Annotated in this window: 23 protein-coding genes; 11 read left to right on the top strand and 12 right to left on the bottom strand. The window is 57.5% G+C overall.

Annotated features, from left to right (window positions below):
• Window positions 1-102 precede the first annotated feature (102 nt).
• Window positions 103-1,092, bottom strand: coding sequence for a cobaltochelatase subunit CobS (gene cobS, locus EGT36_RS23530; RefSeq protein ID WP_004445672.1), 990 nt, complete (start codon window positions 1,090-1,092; stop codon window positions 103-105).
• 68 nt (window positions 1,093-1,160) lie between these two features.
• Window positions 1,161-1,796, bottom strand: coding sequence for a J domain-containing protein (locus EGT36_RS23525; RefSeq protein WP_004445673.1), 636 nt, complete (start codon window positions 1,794-1,796; stop codon window positions 1,161-1,163).
• Window positions 1,797-1,911: 115 nt separating this feature from the next.
• Here EGT36_RS23525 and EGT36_RS23520 point away from each other — a divergent pair, with 115 nt between their 5' ends.
• A complete protein-coding gene (locus tag EGT36_RS23520; RefSeq protein ID WP_004445674.1) occupies window positions 1,912-2,193 on the top strand; it encodes a BolA family protein in 282 nt (93 codons plus the stop codon).
• Window positions 2,194-2,419: 226 nt separating this feature from the next.
• On the opposite strand, the gene aroB is transcribed toward EGT36_RS23520, so the two are convergent.
• Window positions 2,420-3,553 (bottom strand): 3-dehydroquinate synthase, encoded by a 1,134-nt coding sequence (aroB, locus tag EGT36_RS23515; RefSeq protein ID WP_037092700.1) that lies wholly within the window; start codon window positions 3,551-3,553, stop codon window positions 2,420-2,422.
• Between the two features lie 5 nt (window positions 3,554-3,558).
• Window positions 3,559-4,140 carry a shikimate kinase gene (locus EGT36_RS23510; RefSeq protein WP_004445677.1) on the bottom strand — a complete coding sequence of 194 codons (582 nt, stop codon included), beginning with the start codon at window positions 4,138-4,140 and terminating at the stop codon, window positions 3,559-3,561.
• Window positions 4,141-4,328: 188 nt separating this feature from the next.
• Between EGT36_RS23510 and EGT36_RS23500 the strand changes: the two genes are divergently transcribed.
• The 5 genes from EGT36_RS23500 (at window position 4,329) to EGT36_RS23480 (ending at window position 8,233) form a co-directional block, all read left to right on the top strand.
• Window positions 4,329-4,502 carry a hypothetical protein gene (locus EGT36_RS23500; RefSeq protein WP_037092754.1) on the top strand — a complete coding sequence of 58 codons (174 nt, stop codon included), beginning with the start codon at window positions 4,329-4,331 and terminating at the stop codon, window positions 4,500-4,502.
• The gene (xerD, locus tag EGT36_RS23495; RefSeq protein ID WP_037092699.1) at window positions 4,499-5,485 is read left to right on the top strand and encodes a site-specific tyrosine recombinase XerD; all 987 of its coding nucleotides are present in this window, start codon (window positions 4,499-4,501) and stop codon (window positions 5,483-5,485) included. The genes EGT36_RS23500 and xerD overlap by 4 nt, the downstream gene beginning before the upstream one ends.
• A gap of 62 nt (window positions 5,486-5,547) precedes the next feature.
• A complete protein-coding gene (locus EGT36_RS23490; protein WP_004445681.1) occupies window positions 5,548-6,501 on the top strand; it encodes an acetyl-CoA carboxylase carboxyltransferase subunit alpha in 954 nt (317 codons plus the stop codon).
• Window positions 6,502-6,692: 191 nt separating this feature from the next.
• A complete protein-coding gene (locus EGT36_RS23485; RefSeq protein ID WP_006697153.1) occupies window positions 6,693-7,988 on the top strand; it encodes a L,D-transpeptidase family protein in 1,296 nt (431 codons plus the stop codon).
• Window positions 7,985-8,233 (top strand): sulfurtransferase TusA family protein, encoded by a 249-nt coding sequence (locus tag EGT36_RS23480; protein ID WP_037092696.1) that lies wholly within the window; start codon window positions 7,985-7,987, stop codon window positions 8,231-8,233. The genes EGT36_RS23485 and EGT36_RS23480 overlap by 4 nt, the downstream gene beginning before the upstream one ends.
• A 231-nt stretch (window positions 8,234-8,464) precedes the next feature.
• On the opposite strand, the gene EGT36_RS23470 is transcribed toward EGT36_RS23480, so the two are convergent.
• Window positions 8,465-9,610, bottom strand: coding sequence for a CobW family GTP-binding protein (locus EGT36_RS23470; RefSeq protein ID WP_037092694.1), 1,146 nt, complete (start codon window positions 9,608-9,610; stop codon window positions 8,465-8,467).
• A 193-nt stretch (window positions 9,611-9,803) separates the two neighbouring features.
• Window positions 9,804-10,922 carry a D-alanyl-D-alanine carboxypeptidase family protein gene (locus tag EGT36_RS23465; RefSeq protein WP_034497250.1) on the bottom strand — a complete coding sequence of 373 codons (1,119 nt, stop codon included), beginning with the start codon at window positions 10,920-10,922 and terminating at the stop codon, window positions 9,804-9,806.
• 164 nt (window positions 10,923-11,086) lie between these two features.
• Between EGT36_RS23465 and EGT36_RS23460 the strand changes: the two genes are divergently transcribed.
• Window positions 11,087-12,250 carry a M20 aminoacylase family protein gene (locus tag EGT36_RS23460; protein WP_037092693.1) on the top strand — a complete coding sequence of 388 codons (1,164 nt, stop codon included), beginning with the start codon at window positions 11,087-11,089 and terminating at the stop codon, window positions 12,248-12,250.
• 159 nt (window positions 12,251-12,409) lie between these two features.
• Here EGT36_RS23460 and EGT36_RS23455 read toward each other — a convergent pair whose 3' ends face one another.
• From EGT36_RS23455 to EGT36_RS30655, 4 genes are all read right to left on the bottom strand, one after another.
• Window positions 12,410-12,943, bottom strand: a complete 534-nt coding sequence (locus EGT36_RS23455) for an ATP-binding protein (protein ID WP_286084335.1) — start codon at window positions 12,941-12,943, stop codon at window positions 12,410-12,412.
• A 1-nt stretch (window position 12,944) separates the two neighbouring features.
• Window positions 12,945-15,149 (bottom strand): TnsB C-terminal domain-containing protein, encoded by a 2,205-nt coding sequence (locus tag EGT36_RS23450; protein ID WP_125271168.1) that lies wholly within the window; start codon window positions 15,147-15,149, stop codon window positions 12,945-12,947.
• Between the two features lie 46 nt (window positions 15,150-15,195).
• Complete coding sequence (locus EGT36_RS23445) at window positions 15,196-15,828, bottom strand: hypothetical protein (RefSeq protein WP_286084334.1); 633 nt, start codon at window positions 15,826-15,828, stop codon at window positions 15,196-15,198.
• A gap of 64 nt (window positions 15,829-15,892) precedes the next feature.
• Window positions 15,893-16,036 (bottom strand): hypothetical protein, encoded by a 144-nt coding sequence (locus tag EGT36_RS30655; RefSeq protein WP_172965706.1) that lies wholly within the window; start codon window positions 16,034-16,036, stop codon window positions 15,893-15,895.
• A 408-nt stretch (window positions 16,037-16,444) separates the two neighbouring features.
• On the opposite strand from EGT36_RS30655, the gene EGT36_RS23440 reads away from it, so the two are divergent.
• Both EGT36_RS23440 and EGT36_RS23435 read left to right on the top strand, forming a co-directional pair.
• On the top strand, window positions 16,445-17,827 hold the full coding sequence (locus EGT36_RS23440) for a COG3904 family protein (protein ID WP_125271166.1): 1,383 nt from the start codon (window positions 16,445-16,447) through the stop codon (window positions 17,825-17,827).
• 124 nt (window positions 17,828-17,951) lie between these two features.
• Window positions 17,952-18,446 carry a hypothetical protein gene (locus EGT36_RS23435; protein WP_125271165.1) on the top strand — a complete coding sequence of 165 codons (495 nt, stop codon included), beginning with the start codon at window positions 17,952-17,954 and terminating at the stop codon, window positions 18,444-18,446.
• 258 nt (window positions 18,447-18,704) lie between these two features.
• Here EGT36_RS23435 and EGT36_RS23430 read toward each other — a convergent pair whose 3' ends face one another.
• Window positions 18,705-19,382: an SH3 domain-containing protein gene (locus EGT36_RS23430; protein ID WP_125271164.1), complete on the bottom strand. Its 678-nt coding sequence runs from the start codon at window positions 19,380-19,382 to the stop codon at window positions 18,705-18,707.
• Between the two features lie 208 nt (window positions 19,383-19,590).
• Between EGT36_RS23430 and istA the strand changes: the two genes are divergently transcribed.
• Complete coding sequence (gene istA / locus EGT36_RS23425; protein WP_125270476.1) at window positions 19,591-21,123, top strand: IS21 family transposase; 1,533 nt, start codon at window positions 19,591-19,593, stop codon at window positions 21,121-21,123.
• Complete coding sequence (gene istB / locus EGT36_RS23420; RefSeq protein ID WP_125270475.1) at window positions 21,113-21,907, top strand: IS21-like element helper ATPase IstB; 795 nt, start codon at window positions 21,113-21,115, stop codon at window positions 21,905-21,907. Before istA ends, istB begins: the two co-directional genes overlap by 11 nt.
• 181 nt (window positions 21,908-22,088) lie before the next feature.
• Here istB and EGT36_RS23415 read toward each other — a convergent pair whose 3' ends face one another.
• Window positions 22,089-23,825: a COG3904 family protein gene (locus EGT36_RS23415; RefSeq protein ID WP_125271163.1), complete on the bottom strand. Its 1,737-nt coding sequence runs from the start codon at window positions 23,823-23,825 to the stop codon at window positions 22,089-22,091.
• Window positions 23,826-24,002: the final 177 nt, after the last annotated feature.

Raw genomic sequence — 24,002 nt, 5'->3', positions numbered from 1 at the left:
TTCCTGTCGATTGTCGACGCCTGCGGCCCACGCATCTCTGGATGCGCGATCCGCCGGCGTCCTCAAGTCATGGATGATCTTTTCCGGGCAAGCCGGGAACGATCAGGCGCTGAGAACGATGTTCGCAGCGCTTTCCTTCAGCTCGACGCCAAAGGCCCGCTGATACTGCTCGGCCACCAGCGTGCGCTCCAGCTCGTCACACTTGTTGAGGAAGGTCACGCGGAAGGCAAAGGCGAGATCGCCGAAGATTTCCGCATTTTCCGCCCAGGTGATGACGGTACGCGGGCTCATGACGGTGGAGAGATCGCCATTGATGAAAGCCGAACGGGTAAGATCCGCCACGCGCACCATCTTGGAGACGGTTTCGCGTCCCTTCGGATTGTCGAAGCTCTTCACCTTGGCGGCGATGATGTTCACTTCCTGCTCATGCGGCAGATAGTTCAGCGTGGTGACGATGGACCAGCGGTCCATCTGCGCCTGGTTGATCTGCTGCGTGCCGTGGTAAAGCCCCGTCGTATCACCAAGGCCGATAGTGTTGGCGGTCGCGAAAATGCGGAAGGCCGGATGAGGACGGATAACGCGGCTCTGGTCGAGCAGGGTCAGCCGGCCAGACGATTCCAGCACGCGCTGGATCACGAACATCACATCCGGGCGACCGGCATCATATTCATCGAAGACAAGCGCGACATTGTGCTGGTAGGCCCAGGGCAGGATGCCGTCCTTGAATTCGGTAACCTGTTTGCCGTCTTTCAGGACGATGGCGTCCTTGCCGACGAGATCGATACGGCTGACATGGCTGTCGAGGTTGACGCGCACGCAGGGCCAGTTGAGACGGGCAGCCACCTGCTCGATATGGGTGGATTTACCCGTGCCGTGGAAACCGGAGACCATGACACGTCGGTTGTGAGCAAAACCGGCAAGGATCGCAAGCGTCGTGTCGCGGTCGAAAAGATAGTCGGGATCGAGATCAGGTACATAGGCGTCGCCCTGGGAATAGGCGGGAACCCGCAGATCCGTATCAATGCCGAAAACCTCCCGCACGGACACCGTCGTGTCGGGCAGGTTGGAAATATCAAGGTCGATTTTGCTCATCACGTCTCCAAGGCGGGCGGCAGCCACCCGGCCACATCATCAATCAGGCGGTAAACACAGAAGTTGGCTTAGCAGAAACCTGACTGCTTTAACAATTGATATGCTTGAACAACAGCCCGAAAACGTTCTTCCGAACCACGATCGCCACCATTAGCATCAGGATGGTGCTTTTTGACAAGCTCCTTATAGCGCCTTTTTATGTCTTCCTGCTTTGCACTGGAAGAAAGTCCGAGCGTGTCGAAGGCTTTTGCCTCCAGCGTCTTCAATTTGCGGTCCTGCTGCATGCGGGTGCCGCCTGCTTTCGAGCCACCCGCGAAACCGCCGGCAAAGCCGAAAGGATCACGGATACGGGCATTGCCGCTCGCCGTGCCAGAACGCAGCGTGGAATGCAGCGGGCTGTCGCGGGCGGTCTTGTTGACGCCCACCGTCCAGGTGGGGCGATGGCCGGTGATCGCTTCCTTCTGGTAACGGGCGATCTCGCTGTCGGACAGGCCGGAAAAATAATTATAGCCTTTATTATATTCCTTCACGTGCTCAAAACAGAACAGGAAGAATTGCCCCTCGGCATTGCGGCCGACGGGTGCCCGGTGAATGCCCGGCTTGTCGCATCCGTCCCACTGGCAGGTTGGGGCCTGAACCTCAGGTTCCCGCTCCCTTTTCCGGCGCGTGCGGATGCGGTCGAAATATTTCGAATCCAGTTTCATGATGCCCTGATTATGGGGTGCGAAAAGCCGCACAACAAGAATTGACAAAGCGGAATGTTACAGGCTTTTAGGGAGCCCCCTTCAAAGACCGGCAAACAGAATTGGAGCCCTTCGAATGTCTCTGCGAGAGCGCATAGAAACCAAGCTTCGGGAAAGCTTTTCACCGGAGCGCCTGAGGGTCGTCGATGAAAGCCAGATGCATGCGGGCCACCAGCCGGATATCACAGGTACCGGCGAAACGCATATGCGTGTTCAGATAGTGTCGGAGAGCTTTTCCGGCAAGTCCCGCATTGAACGGCACCGGGCAATCAACGCGCTTTTGAAGCCCGAACTCGATGCCGGGCTGCATGCTCTGGCGATAGAGGCAGCGGCACCGGGGGAAGCGGTGCGGTTTTAAGTAAAGGTTGTCATCCGAACTGAGAGCAAGCCCCCTTACCCGGCCCTTCGGGCTACCTTCTCACCGGCGGGGAGAAGAAACCGGGCGGCAAAGCCTTGCTCAACGCGCCAGCAACTTTTCCCGGTAGGGCATTGCCAAAACAGCTTGTTCTTCTCCCCACCGGGAGAAGTGCCGGAGCGAAGCGAGGCGATGAGGGGGCGCCCTCACCGTACCTCTCAGCGCCAGTTCACGCCGGATGCTTCTCCGACAGAAAGGACTGCACCTCGGATGCCGCAACGTCATCCGCCACGAAGGACTGGCCAATGCCGTGGGTGAGGATGAAGGTGAGCTTGCCGCCCTTGACTTTCTTGTCCTGCGCAATTGCCGTCATCAGCGTTTCGACGGGCGGCAATTCTCCAGGAATATCTTTCATCGTGGTCGGCAGGCCGACTGCCTTCAGGTGCGCTTCGACGCGCGCGGCATCGTCAGGACTTGCGAGGTTCAGGCGGGCAGAGAACTGGTGCGCCAGCACCATGCCGATGGCGACACCTTCACCATGCACCAGCCGCTTGCTGTCGTAATTGGTCGCCGCCTCCAGTGCGTGACCGAAGGTGTGGCCGAGATTCAGAAGGGCGCGTACGCCGTTTTCCTTTTCGTCGGCCACCACCACGTCTGCCTTGGCCTGGCAGCTGGTCGCAATCGCCTGGATGCGGGCAGGGCCGCCGGTGCGGATGTCGTCCCAGTTCTTTTCCAGCCAGAAGAAAAAATCCGGCTTGTCGATCAGGCCGTATTTCACCACTTCGGCGTAGCCGGCGCGGAATTCGCGCGGACTGAGCGTATCGAGCACCGCCGTATCCGCCAGCACCAGATCAGGCTGGTGGAAGACGCCAATGAGGTTCTTGCCGTGGCGGGTGTTGATGCCGGTCTTGCCGCCGACGGAGGAATCGACCTGCGCCAGAAGCGAGGTCGGTATCTGCACGAAACGTACGCCGCGGCGGACGATACCGGCCGCAAAACCGGCGAGATCGCCGATCACGCCGCCGCCGAGCGCGATCACCGCATCATTGCGCTCCACCCTTGCGGCTAGAACCGCATCGCAGACAGTGACGAGATGCTCGAAGCTCTTGGTCTTTTCACCGGCCGGCAGGGTCAGGGAAACAGCCTCGATGCCGTCCGTCTGCAGTCCATCCATCAAGCCTTCAAGGTAGAGCGGCGCGACATGCTCATCAGTAATGATCGCCGCACGCCGGCCCCTCAGCCGCGCCGAGATTTCGCCGCCAGCCCGGCCGATGAGGCCCGGCCCGATCAGAATGTCATAGGCGCGCTCGCCGAGCGGCACATGGACGAGACGTTCATCGGCGTGGATTTCAGAAGGCGTCATGGGAATCAGTCTTTCTGTTCGATGCCGGCAATGGCGGCCAGCACTTCGGTCACGATGATTTCCTTGCGGACATCACGGGATTCGATGGTGAGATCTGCTTCCGAATAGATCGGATAGCGCTTCTCCATCAGGGCCGCCAGCGTGGCCCTGGGGTTTTCGGTCTTGAGAAGCGGGCGGTGATCACGCTTGTTCACCCTCTCCCACAACACCTCCAGATCCGCCTTCAGCCACAACGAAATCCCACCACGGCTGATGTGCCGGCGCGTATTGTCGTTTATGAAAGCGCCGCCGCCAGTTGAGATGACCTTGGGTCCACCGCGCAGCAGCCGCTTGATGACCCGCGTTTCCAGCGCCCGGAATTCTTCTTCACCATAGGTGGCAAAAAGTTCTGATATCGTCATGCGCGAAACCCGTTCGATTTCGACATCTGTATCGATGAAGGGAACCCTGAGCTGCTGGGCAACCATGCGGCCTATCGCCGACTTTCCGGCGCCCATCAGTCCGACAAAGACGATATTGCGCCGTCCGAGCTTTGCCCGCGCTTGCTCCCCGAGTGTGGCCGGGACGGATAAATTCGTTTCGCTCATAAATTTGAAAGCCCGTTTGGCATGGATATCTGCAAATGTTTACGAAGCGTCAAGCCAAATTGCTGACTGAATTGCGGTGAATCACAATGATCGCCGCATGCGGCGGTGACAGTGGCAGGCTTTTTCAGCTTGCCGCCGGTTTCGCCGCACCGCATATACGTTTCGACCGCCACCTTCACGGAGCCGCCATGCCCACCCTCTTCCGCTTCACGATGATACTGGCGACCATCGCGGGGCTGGTCTATGGCGGCATGGTGCTGCTTGTCATGGTCGTTCAGCCCCGCGACCGCGAAGTAACGGTGCGCATTCCCTCGGAAAGGCTGAACCCACCGGGGGCAGAACCGGCAAGGCCCACCCCATGAGCGGTCAACCGGCGGGGGGGCGCGACAGCGCGCGGCTGGAGAGTTTTCTGGAGATGATGAGCGCCGAGCGGGGTGCAGCCGCCAACACGCTCGCATCTTACGAGCGTGATCTGACGGATCTGCGCGAATTCCTTGGGAGCCGCGGCCAGTCTCTGACAGAAGCCGCCACATCGGACCTTTCCGCCTATCTGACCCATCTTTCCGCGCAAGGCTTCGCTGCGACCTCGCAGGCGAGACGCCTCTCATCCATGCGGCAGTTTTATCGCTTTCTTTATTCGGAAGGCCTGCGCAGTGACGACCCGACCGGCATCATCGATGCGCCCAAGAAGGGCGTTGCCCTGCCGAAAACGATGAGCGTCGCCGATGTAAACCGTCTCCTTGGGCTCGCGGCGCAGGAAGCGGCAACCGAAGGTCCCGGCCAGCTCGCGCGCATCCGCATGCATCTGCTGCTTGAGCTTCTTTATGCCACCGGCATGCGTGTCAGCGAACTCGTCTCGCTTCCGGTCAAAGTGCTGCGTCAGGAAGGACGTTTCCTGATGATCCGCGGCAAGGGTAACAAGGACCGGATGGTTCTTCTTTCCCGAACGGCGATCGAGGCCATGGAAAAATATGAAGCCGCCCGAAAGGCGCTTGCCTCAGAAAAAGGCAAGGCAACCAAAAAGGCCGAAGCGACGGATAGCCCGTGGCTCTTCCCATCCAACAGCAAGGAAGGCTATCTGCCCCGTCAGGTCTTCGCCCGCGACCTCAAGGACATCGCCATTCGGGCCGGGCTGCACCCCTCGGCAGTGTCACCGCATGTGCTGCGCCACGCCTTCGCCAGCCACCTCTTGCAGAACGGTGCGGATTTGCGCGCGGTGCAGGAACTGCTCGGCCACTCCGACATTTCCACGACACAAATCTATACACATGTGCTGGAAGAACGCTTGCAAGAGCTGGTACAAACACATCACCCCCTTGCCAAACAGGGCAAAAACCTTGATTAGAGCGACCGGAACCGCCGGATAATCCGGTCAAACCTTGCGCAAAACGATCGGAAACGGATCTCATGCACAATTATCTCGACTTCGAAAAACCTATCTCGGACCTTGAAGGCAAGATCATCGAGCTGAAGAAGCTTGCCGATGAAGACGAGAGCATAGACACCTCGGAGGAGATCAACCGCCTGGAATCGCGCGTCAACGATGCGATGCAGGACATCTATTCCAAGCTGAACGCCTGGCAGAAAACGCAGGTCGCGCGTCATCCGCAGCGTCCGCATTTCGTCGATTACGCCAAGGCGCTGTTTACGGACTTCACGCCGCTTGCCGGCGACCGCAAGTTCTCCGAAGACGCCGCCATACAGGCCGGCCTTGCCCGTTTCAACGGTCAGCCAGTCGCAATTATTGGCCAGGAAAAGGGCAATGACACCAAGAGCCGGCTGAAGCACAATTTCGGCAGCCCGCGCCCGGAAGGTTACCGCAAGGCTATCCGCGTGCTGGAATTGGCCGACCGCTTCTCGCTGCCTGTCGTCACGCTTATCGATACCGCAGGCGCCTACCCCGGCGTGGGTGCGGAAGAGCGCGGCCAGGCTGAGGCCATCGCCCGCTCGACGGAAATGTGCCTGAACGTGAAGGTGCCGATCGTCTCCGTCGTCATCGGCGAAGGCGGCTCGGGCGGAGCCATCGCGATTGCCACCGGCAACCGCGTCTACATGCTGGAACATGCAATCTACTCTGTAATCTCGCCGGAAGGTGCGGCATCCATCCTCTGGCGCGATTCGACCCGCGCCAAGGAAGCCGCGACCAACATGAAGATCACCTCGGAAGATCTGAAGTCGCTCGGCGTCATCGATGGTATCATTCCCGAGCCGATCGGTGGCGCGCATCGCGCGCCGGAAACCGTGATCAGCGCGACAGGCGACGTTATCGCCAAGGCGCTGGCCGATCTTTCCCAGCGCTCGGGCACGCAGCTTAGGGCCGAACGCCGCCAGAAATTCCTGGATATCGGCCGTAATCTCTGACGCGGCCTTAATTTCCGCCGCTATCGCCCCAACTCGGCCATAGTCCGGTCACATCAAAAGATGGATCGGCGGCCGCGGGGGCGGATCCGATTTGAGTTAAGAAGATGTAAACGGTTAATACCGTATTTAAATTGCACACGGAACGGTATAGAACTGCCGCCACTTCGTGCCATCGTCTTTCGGATCAGATCATGCGTTTGACACATTTTGCACTTCTTGCCTGTACCGCGCTCGTTCTCGCCGGTTGTAACGATACACTCGAAACCGTCGAACGTGATGTGTCGCACATCAAGAACAAGGTTGATTACCCGCTGTCTCCGTCCATTCTGGCCGAGATCGACAAGAAGGGCATGGACCGCACGTCGCCGATCATGATCCGTATCTTCAAGGAAGAAGGTGCGCTGGAAATCTGGAAGGCCAAGCGCGATAACCGTTTCGACAAGATTGCCGAATATCAAATTTGCGCATGGTCGGGAAAACTCGGCCCCAAGGTCAAGGAAGGCGACCGGCAGGCGCCGGAAGGTTTCTACAACCTGACGCCAGCCCATCTCAATCCGAATTCGAAATATTACCTCGCCATCAATACCGGCTTCCCGAACCGCTACGATGCTGCCAATGGCCGCAACGGCACCAACCTGATGATCCATGGCGCCTGCTCATCATCGGGCTGTTACTCGATGACGGATGCGCAGATTCTTGAAATCTACGGTTTTGCCCGCGATGCCTTCAAGGGCGGCCAGAAGACAGTTCAGCTGCAGGCATTTCCTTTCCGCATGACGGCGGAAAACATGGCACGTCATCGCAAGAGCGAGCACCTCGAATTCTGGAAGATGCTGAAGGTTGGTTACGACAATTTCGAAGTCACCAAACGTCCGCCGGAAGTGAATGTCTGCGAGAAGAAATATGTCTTCAACCAGCAGGCGGAAGGTGGCAGCTTCAACGCGTCGGCCCAGTGCCCGCCCATGAGCACGCCGCCTGCACTCGTCAGCGCGCTTTCGAGCTATGAGAAGACCTACGATCTCGCCTATGAAAAGGCGATGAAGAAATATGAAGGCATGGCCTGGTACGACCCGAGCGAAGCCGAGCGCAAGGCGCTGGTGGCCGAAAAGCGCAAGGGCCGCGAACCCGCCTATGCCCCGACGGGCTCGGCGCTGAAGGCCGGCAAGCTGATGAAGGAAACGGAATATGCCGCGCTGATGGAGAAGAAGGCGCAGCAGGTGACATCGTCTTCGCCAGCGACCACCGCAACCGCCTCGGCGCTGCGTGGCCCTCGCCCTTCGGCTAACCAACCGGCCACGGCGCCGCAATCGAACCCGGCACCAGCTGCCCCGACAATGGTTGCCTCGGCTACGCCTGCAGCAGGCCAGACTGGCGCTGCTGCCCAGAGCGTTCCGGTGCCAGCCATGAACCCGCTTGCCTATTCCGCAGCCCCGGCGCCGGAAGCACCGGAGAAGAAGCCCTTCTGGAAGTTCTGGGCCAAGGAATGACCGCAACAAGCGAGATCATCTATGATTTGAGGGGGCTTAAATGCCCCCTTCCGGTTTTGAGAAGCCGCAAGAAACTTGCAACGCTGAAGACGGGGGATGTTCTCACCGTCGAGACGACCGATCCTTTGGCGGTGATCGATATTGCACATATGTGCAATGAGGATGGGCATCGTCTGGTGGAGACGACGGCGCTGGATAAGGGCCATCGGTTTCGGATTATGAAGGGTGGGAAAACCGACGTTTGACGGTGTCGCCGGTGGTTCACCCCCCTCTGTCCTGCCGGACATCTCCCCCTCAAGGGGGAGATCAGTCGCTGTGGCCGCTCGTTCCCTCGCCAGTATGCTCGCTGCGACCGTCGATGCGGAAAAGAGTATTCGGAGCAGGCCCCTTGTCGATCTCCCCCCTTGAGGGGGAGATGTCCGGCAGGACAGAGGGGGGTAAGCCACACCCCGGCCCGGCCGCCATTCCATACTACTTCAAAACTTCAACCCAGAAACCGCCAAAGGATTATCCGTCAGCGCCTGCCTGTCCGGGCGGTCAATACCCGGCGCGCTGGTGAAGGCAGCGAAGAGGTCCTTTACGAAAGCCTCCGGCAAATCCTTCGTAATCAGCACCATGCGCGTGCGCTGATCAGCGGGGTCCGGCCAGGCGGAAAGACGCTCCGGCGCGTGAAAAATCGTCTGCACGCCATGGAGCACCAACGGCCTGTCCGGATTGTCCGTGAGCTTTACGATGGCCTTCATGCGCAGAAGCTTTTCACCATGCGCCGAGCGCAGCAAATCCACAAACATGTCGATGGCCATTGGGCTTATCGGCTCGTCGTGTATGATCGAAAAGGAACGAATGGATGCATCGTGGCGGTTCACGTCGTGGTCATGGTGGTGGTGGTGGTGATCATCGTGGTCGCCGTGATGGTGATCATGTGCATGATCATGGTGGTGGTGATCGTGCAGCGCCTCTTCGCCTAACCAACGGCTGACATCGGCAGTTTTATTGCCGGCATCGTAAAGGCCGTTATTGAGAAGCCCCGCAGCACTCCAGTCGGTTTTGTCACCGTCCTCGATGATCGCGCGCGGATTGAGCGCCTCTAGGCGGGCAGTTAATGCCGCAATCGTGGCGTCATCGGCGAGCGCTCGTTTCGTCACCACAAGACGATCGGCCACAGCCACCTGTTTCACAGCTTCCTGATGATTGTCGAGTGTGGAGAGGCCGTTCACGGCATCCACCACAGTGACCATGCCAACCAGCACGAAATTCTGCGCAATGACGGGGTTACCCATGACCGACTGCATGACGGGAGCGGGATCGGCAAGGCCGGTCGTTTCGATGACCACGCGCTTCACCGGCTTCAGCTTGCCGGTCTGGATACCGTCCATCAGTTCCGCCAGCGTGTCCACCAGTTCGCCGCGCACGGTGCAGCAAAGGCACCCTTCCGCCAGTTCTATAATGCCCTCGCCCGCGCTTTCGACCAGCATGTGATCGATGCTGACATCGCCGAATTCATTGATGATGATCGCCGCGTCGCTCATGTCAGGATCCTTGAGGAGCCGATTGAGCAGAGTCGATTTTCCGGCGCCGAGAAATCCGGTGATAATGGAAACCGGGATACGATCGCGAGACATGTCTGGCCTGTATGTTGATTGCCGCTTTGGGGAAGTCAGTTCAGGACGTAAAACCCGCAACGGCATGAAGCTAAAACAAATCGCCCGAGGCTGGAAGCCGCGAGCGACATTGTAATATCATAACATGATCGATCTGCGAATAGCCAAATGGCAGGGCGGCCGGGAGACCTGTCCTGGCACCTTCGCCTGTCCGTCAGAATGTGGGGCGCGGGATCGGGATCGGCACATTCGCCAATTGGCCCTTTGCGGCCGCGCCCTTGGGCGCATTAACCGCGACCGTCTCGCTGCCCGGTATAAGACCGGCAAAGGAATATTCCGGCGGGCGGGTCATTTCCTGCACATAGGGCGAATGGATGACCATGCGGCCGGCATCGTCGCGTCCCTCACTGCGAATTTTGGCCGCCTTCGGGTTGCATATTTCGGCGCTGATATCGTTGACCTCTGCGGTATCGCCATAAGGGGCAAGCGAGGCGAGCGAGACACCCTGACCGGAAGGAGACGTCAGGCCCATCTGCAGAAGATCGGCCGACTGGTCGGTTCGACCCGCGAGACTATCGGCACCCAGCACCACAGTGATGATCGAGCGGCCATTGCGCACGGCCGATGCCACCTGGTTGAACCCGGAAGCGCAGATAAAGCCGGTCTTCATGCCATCCGCGCCATCGAAGCGGCCAACCAGCATGTTGAAATTGGCGTAATTCTTTTTGCCCGTGGTGACGCCCTCAAGCGAGAAATAATGCGCATATTCGGGAAATTCCCGCTTGATGATCAGCGCCAGCAGCGCGAGGTCGCGGGCCGTCGTGTACTGGCCCTTCCCCGGCAGACCGTTGGGGTTCACGTAGTGCGTGGAATTCATGCCGAGGCGCTGCGCCTGCGCATTCATCTGCGCCACGAAATTATCCGTGTTGCCGCCGATGGTCTCCGCAATCGCGACTGCAATATCGTTGGCGGACTTGATCAGCAGCAGCTTCAGCGCGCTGTCCATCGTCAGTTTCTGGCCGGGCTTGAAATACATCTTGGAGGCGGGCTGGTCGGCGGCCTTCTTGCTCATCACCACTTCGGTCTGCGGGCTGATCTTGCCAGCTTTCATCTGCGAAAAGGCGATATAGGCGGTCATCAGCTTGGTCAGCGAGGCCGGATACCATTTGCGGAAGGCTTCCTGGTGCGAGATCACCTTGCCGGTTTTGACATCGACCACCATTTTCGGATTGGCATTGGCCACCGGGGCCGCGGCGACGACACCTGCGGTGATGATGGCAATGGCTGCGGAAAGCCGGCGGGCGGCGTTTGGCGATTTGAAAGTCTGTGGCAAGGCTAGTCCTCGAATTCCCGTCTTCAGTCGGGGAATGGCAATATTCACCATATATGTCCTAGCAATGGCAAAGTACATTGATTACGTCAATTATGCGGCGCACTATCCACCACGGAGGATGGAGTTTTACGACACGCCGTACAGATGAACCCAGGAATGAACGAATGCCGATTTTGAACAGAGCCGCCGAACTCCAGCAGGAAGTCAGCGAATGGCGGCATCACCTGCATGAAAATCCAGAGATTTTGTATGATGTCGACAACACCGCGGCCTTCGTCGCGGAGAAGCTGAAATCTTTCGGCGTTGACGAAATCGTGACCGGTCTCGGCCGCACCGGCGTCGTCGGCATCATCAGGGGCAATCTTCCAGGCAATCGCACCATCGGCTTCCGCGCGGATATGGACGCGCTGCCCATAGTCGAGGAAACCGGCAAAGCCTGGGCATCGAAAACGCCCGGCGCCATGCACGCCTGCGGCCATGACGGCCACACCGCAATGCTTCTCGGCGCGGCGAAGTACCTCACCGAGACCCGAAATTTCGCGGGCTCGATCGCTGTCATTTTCCAGCCAGCGGAAGAAGGCGGCGCCGGCGCGCTCGCCATGGTCGAAGACGGCCTGATGGAGCGTTTCGGCATCGACGAAGTTTACGGAATGCACAATATGCCGGGCATTCCGCTTGGCGCCTTCGCCATCCGCAAGGGCGGCATCATGGCAGCACCGGACAAGTTCTCAATCACGGTCAAGGGCCGAGGCGGCCATGCGGCCCAGCCGCATCGCACGATCGACCCCATCACCATCGGCGCGCAGATCGTTGGCAACCTGCAGATGATCGCCTCACGCAATGCCGATCCGATCCGCTCCGTTGTCGTCTCGGTCACGCGCTTTCATGCGGGTTCCAGCCACAACATCATTCCCAACGAGGCGCTGATCGCCGGCACCGTGCGCAGCCTCGATGAGACAGTGCGCGATCTCGCCCAGGAACGCATCAGGCAGATGGCGGAAGGCATTGCGCTTGCCAATGGCGCGGAAGCCGAAGTCGTCTATGAGCGCTATTGCCCGGTGACCTTCAACCACGCCGCTGAAACCGACCACGCTATCCGTGTGGCCCGCGATGTGGTTGGCGAACCGAATGTAGACCCCGATGTCGATCCCTCCATGGCAGGAGAGGATTTCTCCTTCATGCTGAAGGAAAGGCCCGGCTGCTTCATCTTTATTGGCAATGGCGATTCGGCCGGGCTCCACAATCCGGGTTATGACTTCAACGACGAAGCCATCGCCTACGGCATCTCCTATTGGGTGAAACTTGCAGAACAGCGCCTGACGAGCTGATGTCAGGCCAACGCGAAGAAAGCGGAGGACGAGATCAACCGCGATGAAGAACGCGGTTGATCCGCCGGCTGGGTCAGGTTAAAGAGCAATTCAGTGTCCACGTAGCTCAGCAGGATAGAGCGCTTCTTTAACCCACAAAACCTACCGTTTAGAGCTAACCTATTGAAAGCTCAGAATTCTCCGTGAACGTAAGTTTACCGATCTGGCTAGGCCGGGTCCTTTCGTTGAGGCTTGCCTGCCCTTAATGGGAGCCACTGAACGATCTCCCGACAACTCTTTCAGTTCTCTGAGCTGTTGTTTGACTGTCTCGTAAAGTTCATGCTCATTTGCACGATTACTCGCGGGCAGACCCATTTCCTGAAGGATACGGATTGCCAAATCTTTGGTGGAGCAAGGTTTCGGCACCTCGATGCTGATCAATGGACGCACCGTTTCGCCATACTCATTCTGGTATGCCTGAAACGATTTCGATTTGATCCTTGTGAACGCTCGCTCTAACGAGGTCGATTTTCCACTGCCGGACTCGCCGATTACGATGAAGGAGCGCCTTCTCGAGCCGCCGCCGGCAAGGCAATCGAGGGCATGGTCCTCGAATTCCGTAAGGCGCTTCACAAGTTCCAGGCAACGGCCCGTCTCAAAGTAACGATTGGTTTCCCGGACTCGCAACGCGCGTAGTTCGTTGGATGCAGTCATTTTAGTACTCCTCGTCGTAGTGGAAGCCGGAAACAAGTGCGTCAGGGGCTTGCGTGGCGGCGATTTCGTTTTCTTTGATTTCTTCGGCCTCGGATTTTTCGAGGGCGAACAGCTCGGGGCGCTGGATAACCATACCGATCCGCAGCGGATCGTCGGGCAGTGGGCTTTCGGCGAGGAGCTGAACCCGATCTTCAGATGGCGCGGCCATCCACGCTCCGAACAGTTCCGCGTCCCAATGGTCGAAGTTTTTGGCGGTCGGTACGCTTGGAGAAAGACCGGCGCGAAGTGTCGCGGCATCACCGATGGCGCGGAGCCGATTTATTGCGTCGTACATCACCGTCATGCCCTGCTCGGCAGCGGTCGTATAGCTGGCACGCAATTCCTTGCGTGCGGCCATCCATTCGGCGAGCGTCACACTGTCATCCAGACCGACGGTGTTGCGAACAACGAACCAACCCTTGTCACCTTTGACGGCGATATGCGCGGGGCATTCCGGATCGTATTTGATCTCGACATCGACCTGGTCGAACATGGTCCGGAGCCGCTGGATTTCAGCATCACAGTAGGTGATGCCGAATACGGTAATACCGTAGTCGGAAATCCGGCGGGTCGCCTTGATCCCGAAAAGCTGAAGCATCTCTTCGGCATCTGGCGGATAGAGGATTTCATATTCTTTGGAGGCCTCGACCCACGCATTGTGCGGGGTATTACCCCCAAGGCCAGAATGCGGCTTGTTGTGATAGATGTCGCATACCGCGAAGATGAAAATCTTGATCAGTTCGTCGACCAGCAACGCGGCATGGGCCTGCGGATCGTAATCGCCCTTTTCTACGACCGAAGAGAAAGTCCGTCCCTCGAAATACGGTGCGATCAGCAGGCCGATCGAATGGAAAAGGCTCTCGATGAACGGGCGGCAGCCAGGATCGCCAGCGGGCGGACGAGTACCGTGAATACGCGCGGCACGAAGCACCTCGGCGGTCCGTTGCGCGGTGAATTCCGCGCCGTTGTCGGTGTAAATGACCCGAGGCCTGATTTTCCCGATCCACGGCGTCTGGGCGTCCACATATGACGACAGGTGTCTCTTGTCAGTCATGATCATGCGGATCGTTGCAACGGCGGACGCGGCGTTCGGGTTTGTGCTCGCTTTCAGCGCCAGGATGTAACGTGTTGCGACGTCGATCGCGGCGCAGAAGCAGATGCGAACACGAGGAATACGCTCCTGAACCTTTTCCGGTAGCGCGTTCCAGATGCCCGTTTCTACCAGCAGCGAGATCAGATCGACGGTGACGAAATCCATCTCGATCCGCTGGCCAGGGGCGACCTCGTGGAAACTGCGACGGATCGCCTTGAATTTCTGGACAGCATACTTCTCGCCGTGACGGCTCGCGATGACGTGAAACTTGTCGAACTTCGCGATCATCGCTTCGAATTTTTTGCGGGATACCATCCCGATTTTCTTCGGGGTTGGGAGGTCGGCATTGTGCTTCTGAAGTTCAGCCAGGTACGACCGATAGACATGTGCCTTGGTTGGGCGGCGACGATCCAGATAGGCCATCGCCATCTTGTGTGCGAACGCGACCGTAGCTGGTTTCAGAGCGAACAATTTTGGCCCGGGACCATGATGGCGTGGAAGAAGCGCCATCACGTCGCCGTCGCAATTGTGGTAGTCGTCGTAGTCGCGTTTGAAGGTTTTGACGCATGGGCAGGGGAAGATGACAACCTGACTTCCCTGATCGGCTCGGTCATCGACGACGAGGTCGACCAGTGCTTTTTTGATCTCCTGGTTCCACGCCACCAGCTTCGGTCCGAGCTTTTTCTCAGACATTGGCAGAAGCTTGCCAATGCGGTCGCATTCAACATCATACCTGTGGATCAGCTTTTCGCGGTGCAGAGCTAGATCACGATCTTCGACGTGGAATTCGTCCCATGGCTTATCACCGAAGATGGCACGGATTTTTTGCTGCGCAGGGCTGTTGTAGCCATAGCGGATGGATGCTTTGTTGCTGTCGAGCGCGGCGTAGATTTCCACGTGCGAGAGGAAAATCTTATATTCCACATCGTTTTCTGAACGGAACAGATAGCCCACGTCGTCGCGGCTTACAGGAATGAAGAAGGCGTTCCTCGCCTTGTCATGGTAGCGGTCCATTTGACCCATACCGATGAGTGAATGGAGAAATTGGCGAGCGGGCAGCGTGCGGGATTCCATGGTGGTCCTTTCTCTGATGGATGGAACTTTGATTTGGTTGGGAAGGCTAGGCGCAGACGCGCAGCCAGGAGCGATCGTCGATGCGACCCGAGTAGACGGGTCGGATTAGACGGAGATCGATTAGCCGCCACGCGGCGGTGCGGCGTTTACTACGTGACGGGACGTCGCGCAGCAGGTCGCCAAACCGGAACTGGCCCGGCAGATGTTTCACCACATCCACGAGTCTGGCACATTCGGCGTCATCGTGGTGGAGGCGGGAGGTGAGGATGAAGTAGGCATTTTCGAATGCCTCGTGGGTTGCTTCCTCGTTCGTCATCAAGGCAACGGCGTCGGCGACGCGCGGCGTCAACTTTCCTAATAGGCCCACCCCTGTGATGCCGCCTGCGCAGATGCGATCAAGAAGATCGAGCATTTCTACCCGCTTGCGAGCATACTTCACCGCAACGGCGACCCTTGTGCCGTCGTTGAGAACGATGAAGTAGTCGAAGGTGTGTTCACGCAGGACGCCGTCGGCGTCGGTGTAGTGGACCTTCGGGTATTGCGACTGGAGTTCTCGAAGGCCAGTCAGGGTCTGGAGTACAGAGCTGACGCGGTGCTCGAGTTCGCTCTCGTGGTACACGCCGTTGCCGTTGAAGAACGTGTGACCACGTGCGGTCTTGGCCTGTTTGTCGGCGGGCACGCGCAGGGCGAGGCCGAAGTGCGGCTCGTGCCAATAATCTTTACCCGACGCGGTGCCGGTCGGATTAGCGGACGCCCGGTATTTCCAAGCCCCCGACCAAGGTCGTGCCGATGCGTTCCGGTTGCTGGCTCATGGATGCAAGGGAAAGGAAGCCGAGCCCCTCGCGTTTCTGGTAAAGGTATTGGGCGACTTTATGGGAGTGACGCATTCCGATCTCCTGCCTCGTATCCTGCGATAATCTCGCTGGCCGAGGTTTCCGGTCGGAATTCCTCTGGCTCAGAGAGAAGCAAAACCTATATTGGCTGCTATCGTCATTATGCGTCCCCATTGCTACTCACACCGTGGGTGAGCGGATATCACGTCGAGGCAGGGCTCTTACGCGTCAAATCTTAATGAGATGTAATGTTTTTTGGCGATTTCTTATAATTTTACAGACGATCTGGCCGGAAACATTTGGCTGGATCATGTGTGCGTGACCTGATTGTCAGATGTTAGTCAGCAGCATCTTGCGATAAGTAATCACCGCGATCGCGTCTTGCCTGATCACACTGTACTTGGTCCCTCAATATAGCCATGGTAATCTGGGTTGTCTGACAGGAAACAAGGCGGGGGTAAATTGAGCAATCGGCACGTTTCATATTCATCTTTGTTCGTCTTATCTGCCGCGTGTTGGGGCCTGGTTACCGCGCAACCGACGTCCGGCGCTGAAATAAGCAAATCCACCAGGGATATTTGCGTTCTCAAGCTGGAAGGCGAAATCATACCCGGAGATTTTTCTAGGTTGGTCGATATCGCGGCCAAGGAATTTTCAGGGTTTGACGGTGAAAGCTCTGCTCATGACACCATCTGCCTCGACAGCCCGGGCGGCAATGTGACGGAGGGTGTCAAACTGGCTGAGTTCTTCTACAAGAACGGCGTCGGAACCGTCATTGAGGACGGTGCGGAATGTTATTCCATGTGCGCGATTATGTTCATGATGGGCATAGCGCAAGGGCCAGAGGTGACTTTTGTTAACCGCAAGCTGCACATCAACGGAAAGCTAGGTTTTCACCGTCCGTATCTTTCCCTGACCACGGAAAGCCTCGTCAGCACTAAAGTGCTTGCAGTCGCTCACGACGTCGCCTTGGAGAACATGAGTAAGATCATGGTACTGGCGAACAATCTCGTTCCTTGGTCGAACTCGACGATGATGCGCCCCGACCTGATCCAGGAGATGCTCAAGCACATCGGCAATGATTTCTTCTACATTGACACGGTCGAAAAAGCTGGACGGTTCGAAATCGAGCTCGTCGGGCTTCCAAAGCAGACTACGCCCGAGGAAGAGCGCGCCTACTATGCGTGCGAAAACTCATTTCACTGGCAGGTTGGCTTGATGAAGGAACCGGCAGATGCCAGGAAATTTCAAAAACCCGTCACCCAAGATGATGCGGTCGTCAAATTACTGAAAGTGGAGGGCAGCACGAAGTATTTTTCTGTCACCAGCATGGACGCAGGATATTCCGAAGCTGGTTGCGTAATCGCGGTCAATAGTGACACCCTACAGGGATGTGGTTATAACGGGATGTACAACGTGCTTCTTGGTCAAGGAACCTGCACCGTGGAAAACTTCGCTGATCGAAGCGGCCACATTGGACAGTTGGCGTCGTATAGGCCGGGACTGAAGCTGCAAGAGTTGGGCGGGGCGGCCATTCAACCAAAAGACAGCTCGCCTACGCCCATTATTGGCGCGAAGATGCCTGCTACTTGTACCGTCTTCAGCAAGGACGGTGTGAAGGAGGTTGAACCCTGCGAAGCTACCCTGACTGTGAATATCCTGGTGGATAATCGGCGCGCCGACCGGTACGAGTTTGTCTGGCCGACAGGAAACAGAACCGTACTTTCGCGCGACGGGGACTTCTTCTCGATCAACGGCAAGCCCTCCATTCCATACAATGAAGACGGCTACACACTTTGTGCGCTCAACAGCGAAACTAGAAATCGGTTCTGCTTCAAAATTTAGGTGGGTGCGGAGGCGAAATGACTTAGAATAGTTCGCAGCATAGAATGCGATCAGTGTCTGAAATTAGATGGCAATCAGACGTTCGGCTTTTTTATCGAGTAGCTTGGACGCTTTGGAGGCGAACATGCCCGATGCACTTCCGCCAGGTTCAAATACGCGCCTTACATCGGATGGTGAGTTGAGCCGCTTCGCCAGACTATGCGGCCTGGAGACGTTTGGGGAGGCTGTTGAATATGTTCAGCGCCTTCCTTACGGCCGCACCAGCGAGCCGGACTTTCGGCTTGTACTGACTGAGGGCAGAGGCACTTGCAGCAGCAAGCATGCTTTTCTTGCTGCACTTGCGCGAGAGAACGGGTTGGTTATCGAACTGGTTCTGGGTGTTTATGAGATGACGGAAGAAAACACACCGGGCGTTGGAAACGAACTGGCCCAAAATGGGCTCTCCGCTATACCCGAAGCACATTGCTTTCTGCGCACCGATCACGGTGTTTTTGATGTGACCATGCCGGAAGGATCACGAAAGAGCGATAGGCGACATTTCTTGCATGAAGAAGTGATCACGCCAGAGGACGTGGGTATCTACAAGGCCATTGTGCATCGGCGCGTACTTGCAGGCTAAATAGCTTAGATCGCAAGGAACTTGGACTCGACGTAGCGTGGCAAATTCGAGAAGCGTGCATCGCTGCGCTTAGTCGTGAAGTGGCCAAACCCGACTAGAAGGTCGTAGTTGCCAGTGTTTGGACTGCGGTTAAGCTACACCTCTTCCTCGCTTGCCCTCAAGTTCAGTTAAGGTTGTACGAATTTTGAGGCGGTCGCATCGCATCAAAGGCGACAAGCTTTCAGGGAGGATGTCGTGGTCAGGTACCTGCGGATACGATCAGCGATAAGCTTCAATCATCGATTTCGTAACATCCTGGGCGAAACAGATTGGCGCATAGCCGCCAGGTTTTGAATATGCACTTCGGTTGCCGCATCTTCGGCCTCTGCGGTCTGTGCTGTAGGGGCAGGCGCATGTACCGGGGTAGTCGGCCAGGGATTCGGCAATGATCCGCTGGATGATGATGGTGGGTGATAGCGTCGACGGAGGCATGCTCTTTGGTTCCGACGGTTTTGAAATTTCCTTCCGCTTGGGGTTGTCATCCTGCAAAAACCTGGTTGCGACCCATCCTTCTTTTTGAGTCAGAACATCTTTGATCCTGGACCATTGTGCCTCCGACTGAAAGAGGTCCACTTTTCGTCCTCGATCCAGTCTATCAATGATTTGAGACTTTGGACTTGGTGCACCACGCAGTGCGACGCCGTTCCCATTGACGAACTTAGTCGTTATTTCCACGAAATTCGACGATCTTGGCGTCTCGTCTCGCGGGGAAGCGGTTGTTGCGGAAGGGGAGGTTGGTTGTTGGTCGCTCGTCGCCGGCGGCGGACGTTCCGAGACGCGAACACCGGTTGAGAAACTTGGCGACTGTGTCGTTACGCCGGACTTCGACGGCGTTTCCCCCAATTTCGAAATGCCGAACAGGATAAGTCCACAAAGCAGCCAGTATCGTTTTTTCATAGAAGAGCCCCCATGGCATATTTCCGATGGCTAAAATGCTCTGCAAGTGGCAATGGCGGCCACTCTCAACTTAATGGTTAATTTCGATGATCTATGTGTTGGTTTCCACGCAGAAGTGAGCCGGTTAGGCGCATAATTTCCATTGAGAATTGAGCCATGTGAACCTTCCCCCAACGCGGTGAGCGACGGGGGCAACGGAGTGATCCACATGGGACTTTTAAACATCATCCGCCGGATGGCGCTGCGTGAGAAGCAGTCGATCCGGGAGATCAGCCGGCGCACCGGGCTGTCGCGCAACACGATCGCGAAGTATCTGAACGCCGGTACGATCGAGCCGACGTTCACGATACCGGAACGGCCGAGCAAGCTCGATCCTTTTGCCGATAAGCTGGCGGCTTGGCTGAAGACCGAGGCCGGGAGGTCACGCAAACAGCGTCGAACTCTAAAGCAGCTTCATGCCGATCTGGTGGTTCTCGGCTTTACCGGCTCCTATGGTCGGGTTGCCGCCTTCGCCCGTGATTGGCGGGCTGACCGGCAACGTGAGCAGCAGACGACGGGCCGTGGCATATTCGTCCCGCTGTCTTTCCGCCCAGGCGAAGCATTCCAGTTCGATTGGAGTGAGGACTATGCCGTGATCGGCGGCGAGCGCACGAAGCTTCAGGTCGCACATATCAAGCTATCGCACAGTCGGGCTTTCCTGGTCAGGGCTTACCTGCTGCAAACGCATGAGATGCTTTTTGATGCCCATTGGCACGGCTTCAGGGTGTTTGGTGGGGTGCCCGCGCGGGGAATATATGACAACATGCGCACCGCAGTTGATCGCGTCGGCCGCGGCAAGGAACGACAGGTTAATCTCCGCTTCCTCGCGATGACGAACCATTACGTCTTTGCACCAGAGTTCTGCAATCCCGCCGCGGGTTGGGAAAAGGGTCAGGTTGAGAAGAACGTTCAGGATGCTCGGCCGCGGCTGTGGCAACAGATGCCTGACTTTCCGGATTTGCTGTCTTTGAACGTCTGGCTGGAGCAGCATTGCCAGGACCTATGGCGGGACACGGCGCACGGGAGTCTGCCCGGTTCGATCGCGGATGTTTGGGGTGATGAACAGCTTGCTTTAATGGCATTGCCCGCCATGTTTGACGGCTTCGTCGAGCAAAGCAAACGTGTCTCACCAACATGCCTGATCACCTTCGAGCGTAATCGTTACAGCGTGCCGGCATCGTTTGCGAACCGTCCTGTCAGTCTGAGGATTTATCCCGAGCGGCTGGTCGTTGCAGCCGAGGGAAATATCCTCTGCGAACATCCGCGGATTATAGAACGCAGCCACGACAAGCCGCCGAGGACGATTTATGACTGGAGGCATTACCTTGCGGTCATCCAGCGCAAACCCGGAGCTCTGCGCAATGGTGCGCCTTTCCTGGAATTACCGCTGGCCTTTCGACAACTGCAAGACCAGATGCTTCGCCGTGCCGGTGGTGATCGGGAGATGGCCGACATCCTCGCTCTGGTGCGTCATCACGACGAACAGGTTGTCGTCAGGGCTGTGGAACTGGCTCTGGATCAAGGCGTGGCGACCAAGACGCATGTGCTGAATCTGCTGCATATGCTGATTGACGGCAAAACGACCGACGGCCCCGACATCGACACGCCGCAGGCGCTGACCTTGGTACGTGAACCCAAGGCCAACGTCGAACGTTACGATGGCCTACGTGTCAGGATCGTGGGAGGTCGCCATGCGTCATGATCCGGCCAGCGCCGCCGTCGTCATCATGCTGCGTAGCCTGAAGATGTATGGCATGTCTCAAGCGGTCACGGACCTGATCGAGCAAGGTGCTCCGGCCTTCGATGCAGCCGTGCCGATCCTGTCCCAGTTGCTGAAAGCCGAGATGGCTGAGCGTGAGGTCCGGTCCATCGCCTATCACATGAAAGCTGCCCGCTTCCCTGCCTACAAGGACATCTCCGGATACGACTTCGCCGCCAGCGAGATCAATGAAGCGACGGTGCGCCAATTGCACAGATGCGAGTTCATCGACGGGGCGCAGAATATCGTGCTTGTCGGCGGACCGGGCACAGGCAAAACACATGTGGCGACCGCCCTCGGCGTCCAGGCTATCGAGCATCATCGCCGAAAAGTCCGCTTCTTCTCGACCATCGAATTGGTCAATGCGCTCGAGCAGGAGAAGGCTAAAGGCAAGGCAGGTCAGATCGCTGAGACGCTGGTTCGTCTCGATCTGCTGATCCTCGATGAACTCGGATACCTTCCGTTCAGTGCTTCAGGCGGAGCGCTCCTCTTCCACCTGTTGAGCAAGCTCTACGAGCGCACCAGCGTCGTCATCACCACCAACCTCAGCTTCAGCGAATGGGCCACCGTCTTCGGCGACGCCAAGATGACGACAGCTCTGCTCGATCGCCTGACCCACCGTTGCCACATCCTGGAAACCGGTAACGACAGCTTCCGCTTCAAGGCCAGCTCGGCCGCAGCAGCACAGAAGAGAGGAGAAAAGGCCAATCCCTTGACCAAAGCCTGATCAGAAAACCATACTTAGAGGTGGCTCACTTCTCGGTGGAAAAACCGGCTCACTTCTGCGCGGAAACCAACAATCTATGGCCGGCAGGCGGTCGCTCTTGGCCTTCGGCAGGCGCGTGCGAGCGGGCCAGACGCAGCTAGGTATTTTTTAAGCTCGGAGGAAGTCCTTCGCCAAACCAAACTCAACGGAGATTTTCGGCGATCGTCCGATAGCACGCGTCGTCTTTACCGACGTCAGTTTTGGTGACTGGTTTCCAAATATCTCGGTCGAAATCGAAGAACTCGACCACACATGTATTGGTATCGTAGTTCAGCCACTGAGCGGCCACCAGCCTGCTGTCGCGGCGAAAGTCCAAACTCAGATACATGTGCTCTTCGCCACCACGTGGGAAGGACGCCGGGCGACCCGTTTGATTGTTGGCGACGATAACGAATGAGCACCCGGTACCGCACCCGATCTGGATGAGGGTATAATGGCCTGCGAAATTTGGTCCTTGCCGCATACCATCGCGAATACGGGTCCTGAAACTATTGAATTCGCGATCACGCCCCCTGAAGTCTGGCATAATGGTCTTTCCCAAAAAACGGCCTTGGGCTGGATAGCTGGAAAGGTCCGGCCGCTTGAATGTTGCGCTCGACGCAATCCCTACCGCGCTTTCCTGATTGTAGGATGTCGCTTCACAGGTGTGCCAGCGCATTTGATAGCCGTATTCCCCGTCACGGCCATAACACCATCCTGCAGCTTGCAGCTTATCGCTGATGGCTTCGCGTCGTTCACAGGCCACATTTGTTTCCGGCAAATCACCGCTGCCGCCGCGACAGGCACCATTTTGTTCCGTCCATTGGGATATCAGACGTACGGGTTGAGAGACGCCCTTATCGGTCTGAATAACCTTGCTCGATTCGGAGAGGATTACGCCCGCCCTCTGGTCCCAAACCAGAGAAAACTCGGCGGAGCCGGATGAAATACGGTTGCCGACGTCGCGTTTCGTGTACCAGTCAACAATGCCATCCACCTTGCAGGTTTCCGCGCAAGTTACTTTCGTCGAGCCTGCCTGCACGCTGTAGGCGCGGACTGGCCATCTGGTCACAAATTTCCGCTTCTCGGCAATCACCACGGATTTAGGTGTGGGTTTGCCGTAGAAGTCCACAGTGTCGCCATACGCCTTTTCCAAAAACGTCAGCGCCTCGACGTTCCCGCGAGACCAAGCGTCGTGGTATGACGCTACGAAGGCTAATGCTTTTTCCTCTGTTGTCGGCGCAGCGGCTTTGGTGGTTGGCGGGATTGTAGGCACGGCCGTCGGGGCGACCTTGGATGCAGCAGAGGATTCCGTCAAGTCGGCCAGACTTCCCCACGTCACTTTATAGCTCTGCATCTCGTTGGCGGTGAGATAACGCATGTCGTTGCTGGGGACGGACAGGCTGAGCTGGAGCAGTTTCGGGTCGACATCCATCTCCAGAAGGTACGTCATGATCTGGGCGGTCAGCGCCTGAACCGCAGCGACTGCAGTGTGCCCCTCGACAATCGCTTCCGGCGAGAAAGAGGATTGGTGCACACCGATCGCGCCTGGCTCTGCCTGCCGGTTCACGCCTCCGACGAAAGCGAGTGCACAGGCCGAAGCGCATTCAGCGGACCGGAGCTGCAGCGTCGATAGCCCGAGCGATCTGATCATCCTCCCATACGCCATCGCCGTTGCAACGTTGCCGCCGTTGCTGTTGAAGGTGATCAGCTTGGCACCGCTTGCGGCGACTTCACGCGCAAGTTGGTCAGGATTGTCCGATGTCGTGAACTCACCTTTCAGCAGGAGAACGGGTGAAGAGCCGTCAATTGGAACACGCTCAAGGGTGATGTCCGCATGTGAGACCCCGGCACAAGCGATGGATGCCGTAACCGCTACCAATAGAATACGCTGAAACACGACCTCTGCCCCCGTTCGCTTTCAGATGCATGCTATCGCGTCAAATCCCACGCGCAATATGGAAAGCCGCCACACCGGGTTTGATAACTGCCTTGAGTAAGTGAAGAGAGTCGATGATGGTACGTGGTCTGGAATTGGCCATCCCTCGCTATTGCGGGGATGGCCCAGGACGTCAAC

The organism is Agrobacterium sp. FDAARGOS_525 (assembly GCF_003938925.1).
Classification (GTDB): Bacteria; Pseudomonadota; Alphaproteobacteria; order Rhizobiales; family Rhizobiaceae; genus Agrobacterium; species Agrobacterium pusense.
This window is presented reverse-complemented; position numbering and strand designations above follow the sequence as displayed.